We start from the raw sequence: 15,849 nt of genomic DNA on the forward strand, positions 1-15,849 counted from the left end.
TGGCGACCGCGGACTGCCCGGATAGCCTTGGCGTTGGCCGGTGCCCTGGTACTCGTCGGTGCAGCGTGCCCACGGGCTGGCAAGAAGCCAGCCAAGCCCGTCGCCGTGGCCAAGTCGGTACTGCCGGACTCCGCCGACCAGATCGGGTTCGGGACGCGCCTGGTGCTCACCGACAAGGGTGTGAACAAGGGCGAGTTGTTGGCTGACACGTCGTTCACCTACGACGATGGCACGCGCCTCGAAATGCGCCGGGTCAACCTCACGTTCTACAACTCGCTGGGTCTCAAGGACGGCGTCATGACATCGCGCGCCGGCACGTACAACATGCGCCTCTCGCGCATCGAAGCGCGCGGCGACGTGGTGGTGGTGCGTGAAGACGGCAAGCGCCTCACATCACAACAGCTTGTGTTCGACCAGGTGCGCAATCAGTTCTTCACCGACTCGGCCTTCGTGCTCAACGAACCGAACAAGGTATTCACCGGTGTCGGCTTCGAGTCCGACCCGAAGCTCACCAACTTCCGCTGCCTCAAGGAATGCAAGGGCGCGGCGCCGGTGCAGGTGCCGACACGGTGATTGCTCCCGCGTCGGTACGATTGCGTGCCGGTGCACGCCTGGTGCTGGTGGCGCTGCTCACCATCGGGGCTGGGTGCGGCGTGTTTGGTCGTGGCGGCTCCAGTACGCCCAAACCTGCGCCAACACAGACGCCAACGCCCACTCCACCGGGCGCGGTCGTCGCGCCTCCCCGTCCGGATTCGGCGCCGCCCAGCGTGCCGGTGCGCCCCGACTCCACGCCGCGCCCTACGCCGCCAACCGACTCTGCGGCCCGTGCCGACAGCTTGGCCAACGCCGTGGTTTCACCTGAAGAAGCCGCGCGAATCAAGGCCATTCGCGACAGTACGGCGCGCGTCGATTCCATTGCACGCGTCGCAGAAGCACGAAAGAAGGCGCGTCCGGCCAGCCGACCCTGCGTCATGGACTTCTCCGAGTCTCCGCCGGAAACGCGCCTGTTGTACAGCCGCGTGACCGATTCGATCTCCAACACCTTCATCGGTGGTGGATTCGTGGGGCACTGCCAGGGCGAGAACAATCGCATTCGCGCCGACAGCGCCGAGCAGTTCCAGGCACCCGGCATCGTGAATCTGTATGGCAACGTGATGTACGAAGAGCCGGGCAAGATGCAGATCCGGGCGTCGCACGCCACGTACTTCACGCGTGAGGGACGGCTGTATGCCGACGGCAATGTCACGGCCACGCAGTTGGCGACCGGCAGTAGTTTCTCCGGTCCGGCGATCGAGTACTACCGCGCCATGCCTGACCGTCCCGTGTCACGCATGATCGCGCCGACGCGATCCACCGCACGCCTCATCGAGAAGGACAGTCTCGGTCGCATGAGCACGCCCACCGTCATCGTGGCCAATCGGTTCGAAGACGCGGGCGACTCGCTGCTCATGGCGTGGGGTGACGTGATCATCGACCGCGACAAGCTCAATGGAAAATCCGATTCATCCTCCTTCGACAAGCTCAAGGAGACCGCGCGACTCGTGCGCGGCGCGCGTATCACCAACCGTGACACCGCGCAGAGCTTCGTACTGGTGGGTGACACGATCGACATGTACAGCACCAACCGGCAGCTCAATCGTGTGGTCGCGCTGCACAAGGGATCGGCGACGAACGACGACATGGTGCTTGATGCGGAGCGCATCGACCTGCGCCTCGAAGAGCAGTTGCTGAAGGACGCCTATGCCTTTGGGCCCGGGCGCGCCAAGGCGAAGACCCCCCAGCAGGACGTGGAGGCCGATTCGCTGCGCATCCGCCTGGAAGAAAAGCGAGTACGTGAGGTGCATGCGGTCGGCGGGGCCGTCGCCATCGGCACACCGGATTCCCTGCGCATCAAGACCACCGAGAAGGATGTGCTGCGCGGCGACAAGGTGTTCGCCTACTTCGACAGTACCCCGCGCGTCGGCGCCGATACGCTGCGCAAGACGCAGATCAGCGAGATTCGCGCACTCGGTAACGCAAGCTCCCTCTTTCACATGGCCAACAGCCGGGGCAGGGAAGCACCGCCCGGCATCAACTACGTTCGCGGCGCGCGCATCTTTGTCAACTTCGACACCGGTTCCGTCCGTACCGTGCGAGTAGATTCCGCCGCATCGGGTCTGTATCTCGAACCCGAGCCCGATAGTCTATCTGACAGCACCCGCAAAGCAGACAGCACCCGGCGCGCCCCCACCCGGGGACGACCTCCGGGCACTCCCCCTGATACGGTGGCGCCCGTGTCTCCTGCGAATCCCGCTGCACCTCCCGGGAAGCGCGATCGGGCACCGACGGTTTCATTGTCGTTCCTTCCGCAGCAACGCTTCACCGCACTCCAGCGACGTCCATGAGCGATCCCGAAACCCCATCACCGTACGCCCCGCCCGCCGACGCCCTGTCGCTGGTGGAGCGCGCCGTGCATGGCGATCGTTCGCTCGCCATCGCACTCGAGGGCATCATCGACGGAGCGTCCGATGCGGGCGCGACGCCGTTGCACCATGTGGTGACCCGCTTCATCGCGCGGCATCCCGACGAGCAGCGGCTGGCGCCCGATGAAGTCCGGCAGCATCTGGCGGCCTCCGTGCTGCCGCGCCTCGCTGGCGCTCAGGTGATCGAGCCGTGGGAATCCGGCACCGATCCGGATGGCCAGGTCCGACTTCGGCCCGCTATCTGGGAAGCCATCGCCCCGCGCCGCGCGGACATCGCGGCGCAGCTCCGCCAGACCGGTGAGCACCGTCGCCCCGCGCCAGCGCCTGCGGCCCCTCAGCCAGCCCCTGCCGCTGCGCGGCGTGGACCGATCGAACAGGGATCCATTCTCAGCGCCGAAGGTCTCGTCAAAGTCTACCGCGGCCGCAAAGTCGTGAACGACGTGGCACTTCGCGTGGCGCAGGGCGAAATCGTGGGATTGCTCGGCCCAAACGGTGCCGGCAAGACCACCACGTTCTACATGCTGGTCGGACTCATCGAGCCACAGCTCGGCCGCATTCGCCTGGACGGGAAGGACATCACCAAGATGCCCATGTACCAGCGCGCCAGGCAGGGTATAGGCTACCTCTCCCAGGAGCCGTCCATCTTCCGCAAGCTCACCGTGGAAGAGAACATTCTGGCCATCCTCGAAACGCTCCCCCTCTCGAAAGAGGAGCGGGCCAAGCGGCTCGAGTCGCTGCTCGATGAACTCAAGATCAAGCACCTGCGCAAGAGCCGGGCGTATCAACTCTCCGGTGGCGAGCGCCGTCGCCTCGAGATCACCCGGGCCCTGGTGACCGAACCCAAGTTCATGATGCTCGACGAACCGTTCGCCGGCGTCGATCCCATCGCGGTGCACGACATTCAATCCATCGTGGCGGACCTCCGGACGCGCGGCATCGGCGTGCTGATTTCGGACCACAACGTCGAACAGACGCTGGATATCGTCGATCGCGCCTACATCATGTTCGAGGGTCAGGTGAAGGTCTCTGGCACGGTGCGCGAACTCGTGTTCGACGAAGCCGTCGCCAAGGACTATCTTGGTCCCACGCTCTCGGCGCGCCTCCGGGCGCGATTCGACGAGAGCGAGGAATCGGTCGAGAGCTCCGAGGAGGTGCTCACCGCATGAGGACAGGCCTGCAGCAGACCACCGGACTCCGTCAGGAGCTCAAGGTCAATCCACGCCTGTACCAGGCGATGGATCTGCTGTATATGCCCCTCCTCGACCTGCAGCAGCACCTCAAGCAGGAGCTGCTGACCAATCCCTTCCTCGAGCTCGTCGAGCCGGAAGAGGATGACGACGAATCGCCTGAGGCCGAAGAGGCCTCCGAAGCACAGGACCTCACGGAGCCGGAAGCGGTCGCCGAGCCGGAGCCCGAAAAGACGGGCGACGATGACGTGGACTGGGAAGCCGTCCTTCTCGATGGCTTCGAGACCGGGGGCCAGCGCGAAGAGCATGAACAGCAGGAGTGGTACGAGCCGGTCACAGTCGCCAGCCGCGACTTGGCCGATCACCTGACGGAACAGCTCTCCCTGCTCGAACTCTCACCGCGTCAGGCGTTCCTCGCTGAGGAGTTCGTCGGCAACATCAACGACGACGGCTACCTCGCCTGCTCGCTCGAAGAGATTCGTCATGGCGCCAACGAGGTGTTGCGACGCGAAGCCGAAGAGCGCGAGATCGAAGGTGATGTGCCGGAGTTCAGTGAAGACGAAGTCGAGACCCTGCTGCACATCATCCAGGAGCTCGACCCACCAGGCGTGGGCGCGCGCAACCTGCGTGAATGCCTCATGCTGCAGCTCCGCGCGGACGGGCAAGCCGAGTCGCTTGCCGCACGCCTGGTCGTCGAGGCGTTCGACGAACTCATTGCGCGTCGCTGGGGCGAAGTGGCCAAGCGATTCGGTATCAGCCCGCAGGCCGTGCAAGCGGCCGCCGATGAAATCGCCAAGCTCGATCCCAAGCCGGGTCTGCGCTTCAGCGCGGGTAGCGACAACTACGTCATTCCCGACATGGTCGTCGAGAAAATCGATGGTCACTACCACATCTTCCTGAACGACGGCAATCTCCCGCGCCTCAAGCTTTCGCGCACCTATCAGGAGATCGCCCGCGACAAGAAGCGCTTCGACACCGAGAGCAAGGATTTCATCGCCAGCAAGCTCAACTCGGCCAACTGGATGATCCAGGCGATCGAGCAGCGGCGGCAGACGATGCTCAAGGTCATGCACTACATCGTCGACCGGCAGCGCGACTTCTTCGAACGTGGTGTGCAGGGGCTCCGTCCACTCACGTTGCGTGAAGTGGCGGAAGCGGTGGGTATGCACGAATCCACCGTGAGCCGTGTGACAAACGAGAAGTTCGTGCAGACACCGCGCGGTGTGTTGCCGCTCAAGTTCTTCTTCTCCAGCGGCTTGTCCACGGCGGACGGCGACGATGTGTCCGCACGCGGCATCAAGGATCAGATCGAGAAGCTCGTGTCGGGTGAGGATCCGCGAAATCCACTCACGGACCAGGCAATCGTCGAGATCCTGCAGGAAACCGGTGTGCAGATTGCGCGACGCACGGTGGCCAAGTACCGTGACCAACTCGGCGTGCTGCCAGCGCGCATGCGCAAGCGCGTCTAAGCGCCGCGTCGCTCCTTCACCTGCGCTCGTTTCTCCACGACATGGCCGCCAGCACCACACCTCAGCACTCCGAAAACGAACGTCTCGTGCGCCGCATCGGACGCGCACCCGTCGACGTCAGTGTGCTGGTGCCGGCGAAGGACGAAGCGGGGAACCTCGCGTTGTTCGTCGAACTGTGCGATGCGATGATCCGCACGCAGTCGGCACGCTACGAAGTCATTGTGGTGGACGATGGGTCCACCGATGGGAGTTGGGCGCTGCTGCAGGAGCTGCGTGAGCGCTACGACTTCCTGCACCCCGTACGCCACCGCGCGCAGCGCGGCATCGCGGAGGCGCTGCGCTCCGGATACTTGCATGCCGCTGGTCGAGTGCTGGTGTTCTATCCCGCCGACCTGCAGTTCAAGCCGGAAGACATCCCGAGCCTCGTCAATCCGATTCTCGCCGGCGAATCGGACATGGTCACGGGCTTCAAGCAGGGCAAGTACGAGAAGGCGTTCGTGTCGCGCATTTACAACGGCTTGAGCCGCTCACTGTTCGACATCCCGGTGCGGGATCTCAACAATGTGAAGGCCTACACGCGTGACATCATGGCCGCGCTGCCCATGCGCCCCGATTTCCATCGCTACATGATCGTGATGGCCGCGGCGCAGGGATTCACGGTCACCGAAGTGCCCATCCCGCTCTATGCGCGGCACTCCGGTCGCTCCAAGTTCGGCCTCTCGCGCATCCCCGTCGGTGTGCTCGACATGGTCGCCGTGTGGTTCGAGCTCCGCTTCGGCCAGAAGCCGTTGCTCGCATTCGGCATGCTGGGCGTGGCGCTCTTTGCCCTCGGCGTGCTGTCCGGATTCGGCGCACTGGCCTGGCTGGCCGTTACCGGGCAGGGCCAGCGCTGGGTGTGGACGGTCATTCAGACCTGCCTCATTCTCGGCTCGGTTTTCTTCGCCACCGGCCTGCTCGGCGAGCAGATCGCACAGCAAAGATCGGAAGTGCGCGAACTGCGCCGCGAACTCGACGACATCGGGTCTGATATCAACGAGCAGCTGGACCATCGCCGCGGCGTCTCGTCGCGCGACTGACCACCTTCACGGCTTTGGCTGCGGTGTCCGGATCGCCGCGCGTCCTCTTTGTCACGCACAATGCGCCGCGCCATGTAGGCGACGCCGCGGGATCGTTTGTGCTCCGTCTCGCGCATGCCCTGCAACAGCGCGGCGCGCACGTCGACATCCTCGCACCGGGTGCGGCGGACCTCTCCACACGCGAGATACTTGAAGGCGTGACGATCACGAGGGTGCGCTACGATGATGATGCGCACATGACGCTCGCCTACGAAGGCAACATGGCCGAACTGGTGCGCGCCTCGTGGCGTGGCAAGCGGTCATTGCTGCAGCTCATGGTGGCCCTGCGTCGCGCCACCACAAAGGCGTTGCAGGACGCGCGGCGCGCCGGTGTACCGTACGACATTGTGCACGCCCATTGGTGGTTCCCATCGGCGTTGTCATTGTGGCGTCTGCGTTCGCGCACCACGCCCGGGACGCCCTTGGTGATCACCATGCACGGTTCTGATGTGCGCCTTGCCGAAAGCACGAAGCCAGCGCATGCAATCATGCGCGCCGTGCTGGGTGAGGCTTCGGTGTGCACCGCGGTATCAACGTGGCTTGCCGAAACAGCACAGCGCATCGCCGGCACGCCAGTCTTGGTGTCACCCATGCCTGTGGACATGCGCCTGTTTGGCGAAGCCACGGCGGACGAAAATGCGACCGTTCGCCACGGTGTGTTGTTCGTAGGCCGCCTCAATGCCCAGAAAGGCATTGCCGATCTTATCACCGCGATGGCGCGCCCGGCACTTGCCGGCGTTCCATTGCATGTCGTTGGCGAAGGGCCCGATCGCGAAGCGCTGGAGGCGCAGGCACACGCGCTCGATGTCGCCGATCGCATCACCTGGCATCGCGTGCTGTCGCAGTCGGCTCTGGTGCCCCTGTATCGTGCGGCCCAGGTGGTGGCGATGCCATCACGTGGGGAAGGTCTCGGACTCGTGGCCGTTGAAGCGCAGCTGTGCCGCACGCCCGTCGTCGCCTATGCCGACGGTGGACTGCCAGATGTGGTACGTCCCGATCACGGCGGCACCTTGGTGCCGACCGGTGATATCGACGCGCTGGCGGCGGGCCTGGCGCGCGTGATTTCCAGCAACGAAAGCGCCCGATCGCTCGGCGCTCAGGCGCGTGAAGACATGCTGGCGCGCTTCACACCCGAAGCGGTATCCGCGCGTTACCTCGATCACTATCAGGAAGCTGCCCGGCGTACGCCGCCCACGGGGCGCGCATGAGTGGCATCGTATGGTGGCTGCGGCGGCCTGTTGTTCGTGCGGTGCTGCTCTCTATCAGCTTCGGCTACATCGCCTGGGCATTGGCGGGTCAATGGCAGGCGATGCGCGAGGCCGCACGCGACATCTCCATCGACTGGACCTGGATCGGCCTTGCCACCGCGATCGTACTTGCCACCTATGCCGCCCTCATCCAGAGCTGGCGCATGCTGTTGGCGGGATGGGGCGGGGCACTGCCGTATCCGGAGGCCGTCCGCATCTGGACCATTGCCAATCTCGGGCGCTGGATCCCGGGCAAGGTCTGGAGCGTCGGGGCGCTGGGCGTGCTCGCGGCAGACGCTGGCGTTTCAGGGACCGCCGCCGCTGGCGCCGCACTGCTCGGAACGGCACTCAATATCGGAGCGGGCTTCGCGGTGGTGGTGCTGAGCGGTGCACGCGGACTCGACGCGCTCGGGCGCGGTATGGGCAACATCGCCACACTGCTCGCCCTGCTGTTCCTGATTGGCGTGATCGCGCTGCCGTGGCTGTTGCCGCCGATGCTGGATCGTTTTGCCCGCTGGCGCGGACTACCACCGGTAGCACGCCACATCAGCGCGGGCACGCTCTGGATCGCGACCGCAATCAATGCTGCCTCATGGGTCGGATATGGAATGGCATTTGCCGCCTTTGCCCGTGGTGTCACACCCTCCGTCAGTAGCAATCCGGCGGTGTTCATCGCAGTTTTCTCGGCTTCCTATCTCGTGGGCTACCTGGTGCTTTTTGCACCCGGTGGACTCGGATTCCGGGAGTTCGCGCTGGTCGCTCTCCTCGTCGCGCTTGGCGCGGCAGGCAATGGTGACGCCGTGATACTCAGTGTGACCTCGCGGGTATGGTTGACTATCCTCGAAGTGCTCCCGGGCATTGTCAGCCTGATCGCCCTGTCGCCGACCCAGCGCACAGGACTTCGCCGATCGGGTTGAGCTGTTCACATCGACCGCATACATGGCTCGAACTGACGCCCCCCAGACAGCAACCACGCCGCGCCACCCGTTCGCCATCGCGGCGATCGTCAGCGCCATCGCCACTCTGTTGCTGGCATGGCCCGCGCTCGGCGGAGCGTTCCTCGTCAATCCGAACTCCGACCAGTACATCGCCGGCTACTCGTTTCGTGAGTTTGCCGCCCGGTCACTGAGAGAGGGCAACGGATTCCCGCTCTGGAACCCGTTCCAGTTCGGGGGCATGCCGTACGTCGCCGCCATGCACGGCGACATCTTCTACCCGACCTTCATTCTTCGGATGATCCTGCCCACCGACGTCGCCATGACGTGGGGCTTCATCATCCACATGATGCTGGCCGGCGTGTTCACGTATGGTTTCCTGCGTGCGGCGGGTGTGCGATTTCACGCCGCCTGCATCGGCGCGGTCGCTTACCTGCTGAGCGGGGCGATGGCCTCGTATGCGTCGCCCGGCCACGATGGCAAGCTGTTCGTCAGTTCGCTGTTGCCCGCTGCGCTTTGGGCGCTCACGCTGGGGATGCGAGACGGACGCCGCGCGGCCTGGGGCGCACTCGCCGTCGTCGTTGGCCTGGGCGTGCTGTCACCGCACCCGCAGCTGCTCCAGTACATGCTGCTCACGACCGGCGCCTACGCTTTGTGGCTGGCACTCAAGCCGCAGACCGTGATCACCGAGGACGGCCCCGTGGCTGACGCCACGCCGCGGTTTCCCCGTCTCGGTCTCGCCTTGGGAGCGGTGCTCCTCGGCGGCATCATGGGTGCGATTCAGTACCTGCCGGTCCGGGAGTACGTGTCCTGGTCGCCACGCGCTGGTGGAAAGGGATACGACTACGCCACGAGTTTTTCGTTCCCGCTCGAGGAAACGATCAACATGTACCTCCCCCAGTTCTCCGGCATTCTGGACAACTACTGGGGACGCAATGGCATTCACTTTCACAGCGAGTACGTCGGGGCCAGCGTGCTGGTGCTGGCCTTCCTCGCCTTCGGCGGCGGCCTCCTGAACCGGCACCGTTCGCACGCCTGGTTCTGGCTCGGCGCGCTGGTGGTTTCCCTGTTCTGGGCATGGGGTGGCAACACGCCGTTCTACCATCTGGTGTACGCGGTCGTCCCGGGGTCCAAGTTCTTCCGAGCTCCCAGCACCATCCTGTACGTAAGTGCGTTCGCGTTTTCGGTGCTGGCGGCGTTCGGGGCCGAGCGGGCCATCGCGGGCAAGACCTCGGTACGGTACATGCTTGGCTGGTCGACATTCGCATTGCTGGTGGCCGTGCTGGCCACCACGGGTGGACTCACCAATTTTGCGATGTCGCTGCTGGGGGATGCGCGGGGAGAGGTGATTCTGGCCAACGCCACCGATGTGGTGGTTGGCGCGTGGCGTTCCGCGCTGGCCGTGATCGCCACACTGGCCCTGCTGTTCGGAGTCTCCCGCAACAAGCTCACGCCCACCCTTGGCGGTTGGCTGCTGGTGGGCGTCGTCGCGCTCGACCTCTGGAGCATCGAGCGGCTGTACTGGCGCTTCTCGGCACCGGCCAGTGAGCTCTATGCGGAGGACGATGTCATCCGCTACCTCAAGAAGCTGGATGCCCCCGGGCGGGTGATCGCGCTGCCATTGGGCGACAACATGGCGCCGCACGACCCGTTCCTGGTGGGCGACGCCCTGATGCACCACGGTGTGCGCGGGGTGCTGGGGTATCACGGAAACGAACTCGGCCGTTTCCAGGAACTCTACGCAAAGAACGAAGGCTACCAGTCGGTGGCCAATCCGAACTTCTGGTCGCTGACCAACTCCCGGTTTTTCTACACCAACACCCCGGGACTGCCGTTCCCAGGATCGCGCCTCGTGGCTGGTCCGGTGCGCAACGCCGCCGGCACCATGACCTATCTGTACGAGCTACCCGGCGATCATCCCGCCGCGTGGGTCACGCCGATGAAGGTCAAGCTGGATGATCCGACCACCAAGGCGACGCTGCTCAATCCCAATTTCGACGTGCGCCGGGTAGCGATCTTTGACACGGCGGCCGTGATCGAATCCCAGCCGGTGAACTCGCCGTTGCCGGAGCCGGTGACGTTTGGAGTGCAGGTGGACCGCTACGAACCGGGCGCCATCGACCTTACGCTCGAGGGGCCGGCACCGGCCGGTAGCGCGCTCGTCGTCTCGGAGAATTTCTATCCGGGCTGGCAGGCCACGGTGGACGGGAAGGCGACGCCGACCAACCGAGCCGACTTCACATTGATCGGCGTGGAACTGCCGGCCGGTGCGAAGAAGGTGCAGCTCCGCTTCGACAGCGCGCCATATCACACGGGCCAACTGCTGACGCTGCTGGCGCTTGGCGCCGCCGTGCTGTGGTGGGTCATCGGGTCCGTGCTTGATCGTCGAGGACACGCATGAGCCGAATGAAGACGCCGGCCCGCGGCGCCCTCCGGGGTGAAGAGCGCGGGGTGGTCATTGTGCCGACCTACAATGAGAGCGAAAACGTCACCCGCATTGTGCCACGGATTCTCGATCAGGATCCGCGACTCGAGGTGCTGGTGGTGGACGACAACTCCCCAGACGGTACGGGTCAGCTGGCTGACGAGCTCGCCGCGGACAATCCTCGGGTTCATGTGCTGCATCGACCGGGGAAGGAGGGGTTGGGACGTGCCTACCTCGCCGGTTTCGCCTGGGCATTGGCGCGGGACTACACGTACATCTTTGAGATGGACGCTGATTTCTCGCACGATCCGATGCATCTGCAGGAGTTCCTCGCGGCCGTGCGCGACGCCGACCTTGTACTGGGATCCCGGTATCGGGACGGGAAGGTGACCGTCGTGAACTGGCCGATGACCCGTCTGATGCTCTCCTACGGTGCCAACATCTATGCCCGCGCCGTCACCGGCATGCGGCTCGGCGACGGCACGGGCGGCTTCAAGTGCTTCCGGCGGGAAGTTCTGCAGGCCATTCCGTTGGATCAGGTCAAGTCCAATGGGTACGCCTTCCAGATCGAGATGAGTTTCCGGGCCTGGAAGAAGGGCTTCCGCATTGCCGAGATCCCGATCGTTTTCCACGACCGGACAGAGGGCGAGTCCAAGATGTCCAAGCGCATCGTCCGGGAGGCGATCTGGATGGTGTGGCGGCTGCGTTGGTGGGCCATGACGGGGCGCCTGTGAGCAAGACTGACGCGATGGACGCATCTGCCGAACAAGTCACACTGACCGAACGCCTCCGTGGATTGCCGTTCGTCAAGATGACTGGGTCGGGCAACGATTTTGTGTTCTTTGATGGTCGGACGACCCCTATCGACCTTGTGACATCACCTGAGGCGATTAAGTCCATCTGCAATCGCTACAACGGGATAGGCGCAGACGGGTTGGTCGTCCTGGAGCCACTGTCGCACGATGCGGATGTGCGGGTGCACTACTACAACAGCGACGGCACGCCTGCCGATTTGTGTGGCAACGCCACGCTGTGCTCGACTGCGCTCAGCGCACGCTGGGGGCTGGCCGACGCCTCCGGCATGCGACTTTCCACGGGTGCCGGACTCATCAATAGCAGACTGGATCACCTTCCGGCCATTTCGTTGCAGCCCGTCACTGATATCCGCGAAGAGATCGGGGTGCCCATCGAGATGACCCAGGGCAACCGCGTGGGGTTTGCTGTCGCCGGCATCCCGCACCTGGTCATTCTCTGCGACGACGCTGACGCGGTGGATGTGGCAGGGGCAGGTCCGTCGCTCCGTTGGCATCCCTCCACAGGTGCTGCGGGCGCCAATGTGAACTGGGTATCTCCTCGGGCTGACGGCAGCTGGCGTTACCGCACTTTCGAGCGCGGCGTGGAGGGCGAGACCTTGGCTTGTGGAACCGGAGCGGTGGCGACTGCGGTGCTGCTTTCGGCCTGGGGCCTCTCCACGGAGCCCAGCACAACCATCCGCACCAGTTCGGGCCGGGATGTGGAGGTGTCGCTGGAGACGCTGTCGGAGGCCGGCGTACGGGGTTTCCGGCCCACATTGCGCGGTGAAGGGCGTGTGGTCTTTGAAGGGAGTATCGTGGCTTTGTAGCAGGCAGACACTGCGCCGGCAGGACCAGGACGTGATCACATTGCACAGTGGTCACGTCCTTTTTTTTTCAACAAAACAAGAAGGAATCACAGCACTCAAAAAACGTCGTGGGAAATGTGGACAGGTGGACAGATCGACCATTCGTGAGAGATACGCGTCACCCGAGGTGAGAGGATTGGACATAAAACGTTGCGGCAGAACAGATTACGCGCATCATCCACAATTACAGGGGATTTCCACTTCCGGGTTTCCCACAGTTATCCACCACACAAAGTTTACATAACATGTATTATGCGCATTTGTATGATTCGAATGAGACAATGCACTGCCCAGTTGCTGTCACGATAGATGCCTCTTACTGGCCGTTCGTGGCCAAACAAAAAGGGCGATCTGGATAAACCAGATCGCCCCATTCTTGTGATGCCGCGAACCTTACTTCTTCGCCGCCAGTTCGCCCAAACGAATGTTGGCTTCCTGCTGGACCGGCTGGCCGTCCAACTGCGCCAGCGCTTCCCACAGCTTGCGCGACTCATCCACCTTGCCGGCGGCCATCAGGCTGCGAGCCTGCGACGCTTCGAACGCGTACTTCTCAGCCTCGAACGGCGTCGCCACCGCAGCCTTACCGTAGTGCTCGGCAGCCTTCGTCATGTCGCCCTTCATCTCATAACCACCAGCGATCAGCGACTCCAGGCTCGCCTTGAACTCGGTATTCGAGCTCCCCAGCGCCTTCTCCAGCACCTTGATGCCGTCGTCGTACTTCTTCTGCTCGTACAGGACCTGCGCCAGAAGCACAGCGGCCTGCTGACCCGACGATGTGCTGGGATACTGGCTGGTGACCTTCTCCAGTGCTTTCTGCGCCACGTCCAACCGACCCTGCGCGAACGGCGTCTGCGCCTCGTACAGTGCCGCCGACGCCTTCTCGCGCTTCGACTCCGCCATGTTCCGGTAGACGAAGATCGACGCCGTCACCACGGCTGCCGCACCGATCACATAGACGATCGGCTTGGAGTTCGCCTGGAACCAGTTGGCGACCGTTTCCATCGGATCGTCACCGGCGTGCGTTGGGGTGCTCGTAGTACGGGGCGCCTGGGCCATACGTAAATGCCAGCGGTAGAAGGTTCGGACGTCCACGATGCCGAAACACAGGCTTTTCGTGGGTAGTCAGATAAGATAGCTGATTCTTCGACACAACGAAGTGCCCCCGAGAGGATTCGAACCTCCGGCCAACAGTTTAGGAAACTGCTGCTCTATCCAACTGAGCTACGGGGGCCAATCACCGCACAATCTATTTGGCAGGGCCTTTGGCGTCACCCGGCGTCCAATACCTCAGTACGCCAGCACACTGTGCACCGGCCGATCACCGAGTGCGACCCGGCCACCCAGAAACCCGAGCTCGATGGCGACCGCGATGGCCGTCACCTCACCGCCGAGCCGTTCCACGAGCCGACTCGCCGCAGCCGCCGTGCCGCCGGTAGCCAGGACATCATCGACCACCAGGACACGCTTCACGCCGCCCGCCTGTTGGGTGTTTGCGGCTTCGACCAGCGCATCCACGTGCATCTCGAGCACGTCCTGGCGGTACTCGAGCGAGTAGGCCTCCTGCTCCGATCGCCATGGCAGCTTGCCTGGTTTGCGGGCAGGCGCGAACGGCACGCCAAGTGCCATTGCGACCGGGACCCCGAATAGAAAGCCTCGGCTTTCGATCCCCACCACATGGGTGATCGCGCGCCCGCGAAATGGGTCAGCGAGCGCGGCAATGACGTCGGCGAAGAGCGCCGGGTCCGCCAACACTGGCGTAATGTCCTTGAAGAGGATGCCCGGCGAGGGAAAGTCCGGCACATCCCGAATGGTCTTTTCGAGGCGCTGCTGCAGAGTCATGTGGGGAAGCTAGCGCTGCGACTCCTGTCCCGCCCTCTACGCTGAGGCTTCGATCTGCGGCAGTTCAGCTCAGCTGAGCTTCACGCCCAACAACGCGGCCAACGCCGCTACCAGTGCGGCGGCATCACCCATGCGGGGCTCGTAGCCGGGCAACGGCAGCTCACCGGCACGCACTCGGCCGGCCAGCAGTTCGAGCGCATGGGCGGCCGCTTCAGCGTTCTCGTCGCGGCGGGCGACCTGGGCACCGAGGCCACTCACGCGAAGCGCCGACTGTCCGCGCGGCGTGAACAACGGCTGACGAACCGGCATGATGTCCACCATGTCGTCGTCGCTCCACACGGGCAACGGTTCAGGTTGAGCGGGCTCCGCGAACAGCGCGGACGGCTCGGTGCTCTGAACCGGAGCGAGCGCTTCGAGTTGATGCGCCATGGCGTCGAGCTCGCTGGCTGCCTGCGCCAACGGCCAATCTTCCGCGTCCGCCGCATCGGATGGTTCGTCGATGGCAATGAACGGCTCGGCCAACGCTTCCACGAATGGTGTGGCAGGCGCCTCCAGTTGCTCGGCCTCCTGCACGACCTTGGCTTCGACCCGTGCCGAATCGGCAGCGACCGTACTGCTTGGCGTCTTCGCGGCGACCACTGGCGAATCAACCGGCGTGAAGAGTGCCGCAATCCGCTCGGCCCGGCTGAGTGGCTTTGGGGGAAGCTCTGACTGCGCCGGTTCGTCATCCTGCACCAGCGTCGGTTCCGTATCCGCGGGAGCGGTGGCCTCAACGTACGCGGCTTCTTCGGGTTCTTCACTGATCGCCGGCATGGCCATCGCCGGCGTCGTGGACAGAAACGCGTCGATCCAGGGCAGTGAATCGTCGGTGCTCTCCTGCTCCGCAAGAGGAGCCCCCCCCTGCTCCACCACCGTGACCGCTTCCTCTTCCACCCCGAACAACGACTCCACGCCCACTGGGGTTGGACTCGTGGGCATTGATGCCATCAGGCCGGCCGGCTGGACGAGTGCGGCGGGTCGATGAGTGCGCCATGCCGCCGGCACGTACGGCGCGGCCAGTCGAGCCGATCCCTGACTCGCGTTACCTCCCGCAACCGGGGCGGCGTAGGGCGGCAGAGCGGCGGGTGACGGCAGCGAGGATCCCATCTCGGGATTCAATGGCACGGCAGGCGTGGACATGGCGAACTCTATGATGACTCGGGGTGTGGCGAACACCTCTGCCATCAGTGAAGAACACTGTCAGCAGAAAGGCGAAAATGACCGGCAACCAGGCGAGGCGCAAACCTTCAGCGCGGGAAACCGGCGATGGCCGGTCAGCCCGGCCATCCTCCCGCCCCAATCAAGGGGACGAAGCGGACCGGTGTGATGTCACGGCGCTCCAGCCTCCCCCCCTTCTTGGTGAACACGGTCAGCATCTGTTCTTCCTTCGTTCCTACAGGAATGAGCAACCGGCCACCCTCCGCCAGCTGCTCATCGAGGGCCGGCGGCACATGCGGAGCCCCGGCACTGA

At 64.2% G+C, this 15,849-nt stretch carries 13 protein-coding genes, 1 tRNA gene and 1 pseudogene; 10 read left to right on the forward strand and 5 right to left on the reverse strand.

The window, feature by feature from the left end; translation table 11 throughout:
* The first annotated feature begins 33 nt into the window (after positions 1–33).
* The 10 genes from lptC to dapF all read left to right on the forward strand — a co-directional run bounded on the left by lptC (position 34) and on the right by dapF (position 12,461).
* Positions 34–573 carry an LPS export ABC transporter periplasmic protein LptC gene (gene lptC / locus VGE27_RS09970; RefSeq protein WP_331049503.1) on the forward strand — a complete coding sequence of 180 codons (540 nt, stop codon included), beginning with the start codon at positions 34–36 and terminating at the stop codon, positions 571–573.
* On the forward strand, positions 534–2,384 hold the full coding sequence (locus tag VGE27_RS09975; protein ID WP_331049504.1) for a hypothetical protein: 1,851 nt from the start codon (positions 534–536) through the stop codon (positions 2,382–2,384). The genes lptC and VGE27_RS09975 overlap by 40 nt, the downstream gene beginning before the upstream one ends.
* 446 nt (positions 2,385–2,830) lie before the next feature.
* Complete coding sequence (gene lptB, locus VGE27_RS19490; RefSeq protein ID WP_414653555.1) at positions 2,831–3,628, forward strand: LPS export ABC transporter ATP-binding protein; 798 nt, start codon at positions 2,831–2,833, stop codon at positions 3,626–3,628.
* Positions 3,625–5,118 (forward strand): RNA polymerase factor sigma-54, encoded by a 1,494-nt coding sequence (gene rpoN / locus VGE27_RS09985; RefSeq protein ID WP_331049506.1) that lies wholly within the window; start codon positions 3,625–3,627, stop codon positions 5,116–5,118. Before lptB ends, rpoN begins: the two co-directional genes overlap by 4 nt.
* 41 nt (positions 5,119–5,159) lie before the next feature.
* The gene (locus VGE27_RS09990) at positions 5,160–6,194 is read left to right on the forward strand and encodes a glycosyltransferase family 2 protein (protein WP_331049507.1); all 1,035 of its coding nucleotides are present in this window, start codon (positions 5,160–5,162) and stop codon (positions 6,192–6,194) included.
* Positions 6,195–6,217: 23 nt separating this feature from the next.
* On the forward strand, positions 6,218–7,441 hold the full coding sequence (locus VGE27_RS09995; RefSeq protein WP_331049508.1) for a glycosyltransferase: 1,224 nt from the start codon (positions 6,218–6,220) through the stop codon (positions 7,439–7,441).
* Positions 7,438–8,397, forward strand: coding sequence for a lysylphosphatidylglycerol synthase domain-containing protein (locus tag VGE27_RS10000; RefSeq protein WP_331049509.1), 960 nt, complete (start codon positions 7,438–7,440; stop codon positions 8,395–8,397). Before VGE27_RS09995 ends, VGE27_RS10000 begins: the two co-directional genes overlap by 4 nt.
* A gap of 22 nt (positions 8,398–8,419) precedes the next feature.
* Positions 8,420–10,816, forward strand: a complete 2,397-nt coding sequence (locus VGE27_RS10005; RefSeq protein ID WP_331049510.1) for a YfhO family protein — start codon at positions 8,420–8,422, stop codon at positions 10,814–10,816.
* A 5-nt stretch (positions 10,817–10,821) separates the two neighbouring features.
* The gene (locus tag VGE27_RS10010; RefSeq protein WP_345788005.1) at positions 10,822–11,574 is read left to right on the forward strand and encodes a polyprenol monophosphomannose synthase; all 753 of its coding nucleotides are present in this window, start codon (positions 10,822–10,824) and stop codon (positions 11,572–11,574) included.
* Positions 11,571–12,461 carry a diaminopimelate epimerase gene (gene dapF / locus VGE27_RS10015; protein WP_331049512.1) on the forward strand — a complete coding sequence of 297 codons (891 nt, stop codon included), beginning with the start codon at positions 11,571–11,573 and terminating at the stop codon, positions 12,459–12,461. The genes VGE27_RS10010 and dapF overlap by 4 nt, the downstream gene beginning before the upstream one ends.
* Before the next feature lie 432 nt (positions 12,462–12,893).
* On the opposite strand, the gene VGE27_RS10020 is transcribed toward dapF, so the two are convergent.
* From VGE27_RS10020 to VGE27_RS10040, 5 genes and pseudogenes are all read right to left on the reverse strand, one after another.
* A complete protein-coding gene (locus tag VGE27_RS10020) occupies positions 12,894–13,502 on the reverse strand; it encodes a tetratricopeptide repeat protein (RefSeq protein WP_331049513.1) in 609 nt (202 codons plus the stop codon).
* Between the two features lie 155 nt (positions 13,503–13,657).
* A tRNA-Arg gene (locus VGE27_RS10025) sits at positions 13,658–13,731 on the reverse strand.
* 56 nt (positions 13,732–13,787) lie between these two features.
* Positions 13,788–14,339 carry an adenine phosphoribosyltransferase gene (locus tag VGE27_RS10030; protein ID WP_331049514.1) on the reverse strand — a complete coding sequence of 184 codons (552 nt, stop codon included), beginning with the start codon at positions 14,337–14,339 and terminating at the stop codon, positions 13,788–13,790.
* A gap of 69 nt (positions 14,340–14,408) precedes the next feature.
* Positions 14,409–15,518, reverse strand: a complete 1,110-nt coding sequence (locus VGE27_RS10035; RefSeq protein ID WP_331049515.1) for a hypothetical protein — start codon at positions 15,516–15,518, stop codon at positions 14,409–14,411.
* A 134-nt stretch (positions 15,519–15,652) separates the two neighbouring features.
* Positions 15,653–15,849, reverse strand: a pseudogene (locus tag VGE27_RS10040) (protein-L-isoaspartate O-methyltransferase); the annotation flags it as partial.

Source organism: Gemmatimonas sp., from assembly GCF_036405635.1.
Lineage (GTDB): Bacteria > Gemmatimonadota > Gemmatimonadetes > Gemmatimonadales > Gemmatimonadaceae > Gemmatimonas.

Bases quoted from the DNA above. Each gene is read 5' to 3' on its own strand.
- VGE27_RS10035 (WP_331049515.1), bottom strand. From the start codon at position 15,518: ATGTCCACGCCTGCCGTGCCATTGAATCCCGAGATGGGATCCTCGCTG.
- VGE27_RS10000 (WP_331049509.1), top strand. From the start codon at position 7,438: ATGAGTGGCATCGTATGGTGGCTGCGGCGGCCTGTTGTTCGTGCGGTG.
- rpoN (WP_331049506.1), top strand. From the start codon at position 3,625: ATGAGGACAGGCCTGCAGCAGACCACCGGACTCCGTCAGGAGCTCAAG.
- VGE27_RS10010 (WP_345788005.1), top strand. From the start codon at position 10,822: ATGAAGACGCCGGCCCGCGGCGCCCTCCGGGGTGAAGAGCGCGGGGTG.
- VGE27_RS09975 (WP_331049504.1), top strand. From the start codon at position 534: ATGCAAGGGCGCGGCGCCGGTGCAGGTGCCGACACGGTGATTGCTCCC.
- VGE27_RS10005 (WP_331049510.1), top strand. From the start codon at position 8,420: ATGGCTCGAACTGACGCCCCCCAGACAGCAACCACGCCGCGCCACCCG.
- VGE27_RS09990 (WP_331049507.1), top strand. From the start codon at position 5,160: ATGGCCGCCAGCACCACACCTCAGCACTCCGAAAACGAACGTCTCGTG.
- VGE27_RS10030 (WP_331049514.1), bottom strand. From the start codon at position 14,339: ATGACTCTGCAGCAGCGCCTCGAAAAGACCATTCGGGATGTGCCGGAC.
- VGE27_RS10020 (WP_331049513.1), bottom strand. From the start codon at position 13,502: ATGGAAACGGTCGCCAACTGGTTCCAGGCGAACTCCAAGCCGATCGTC.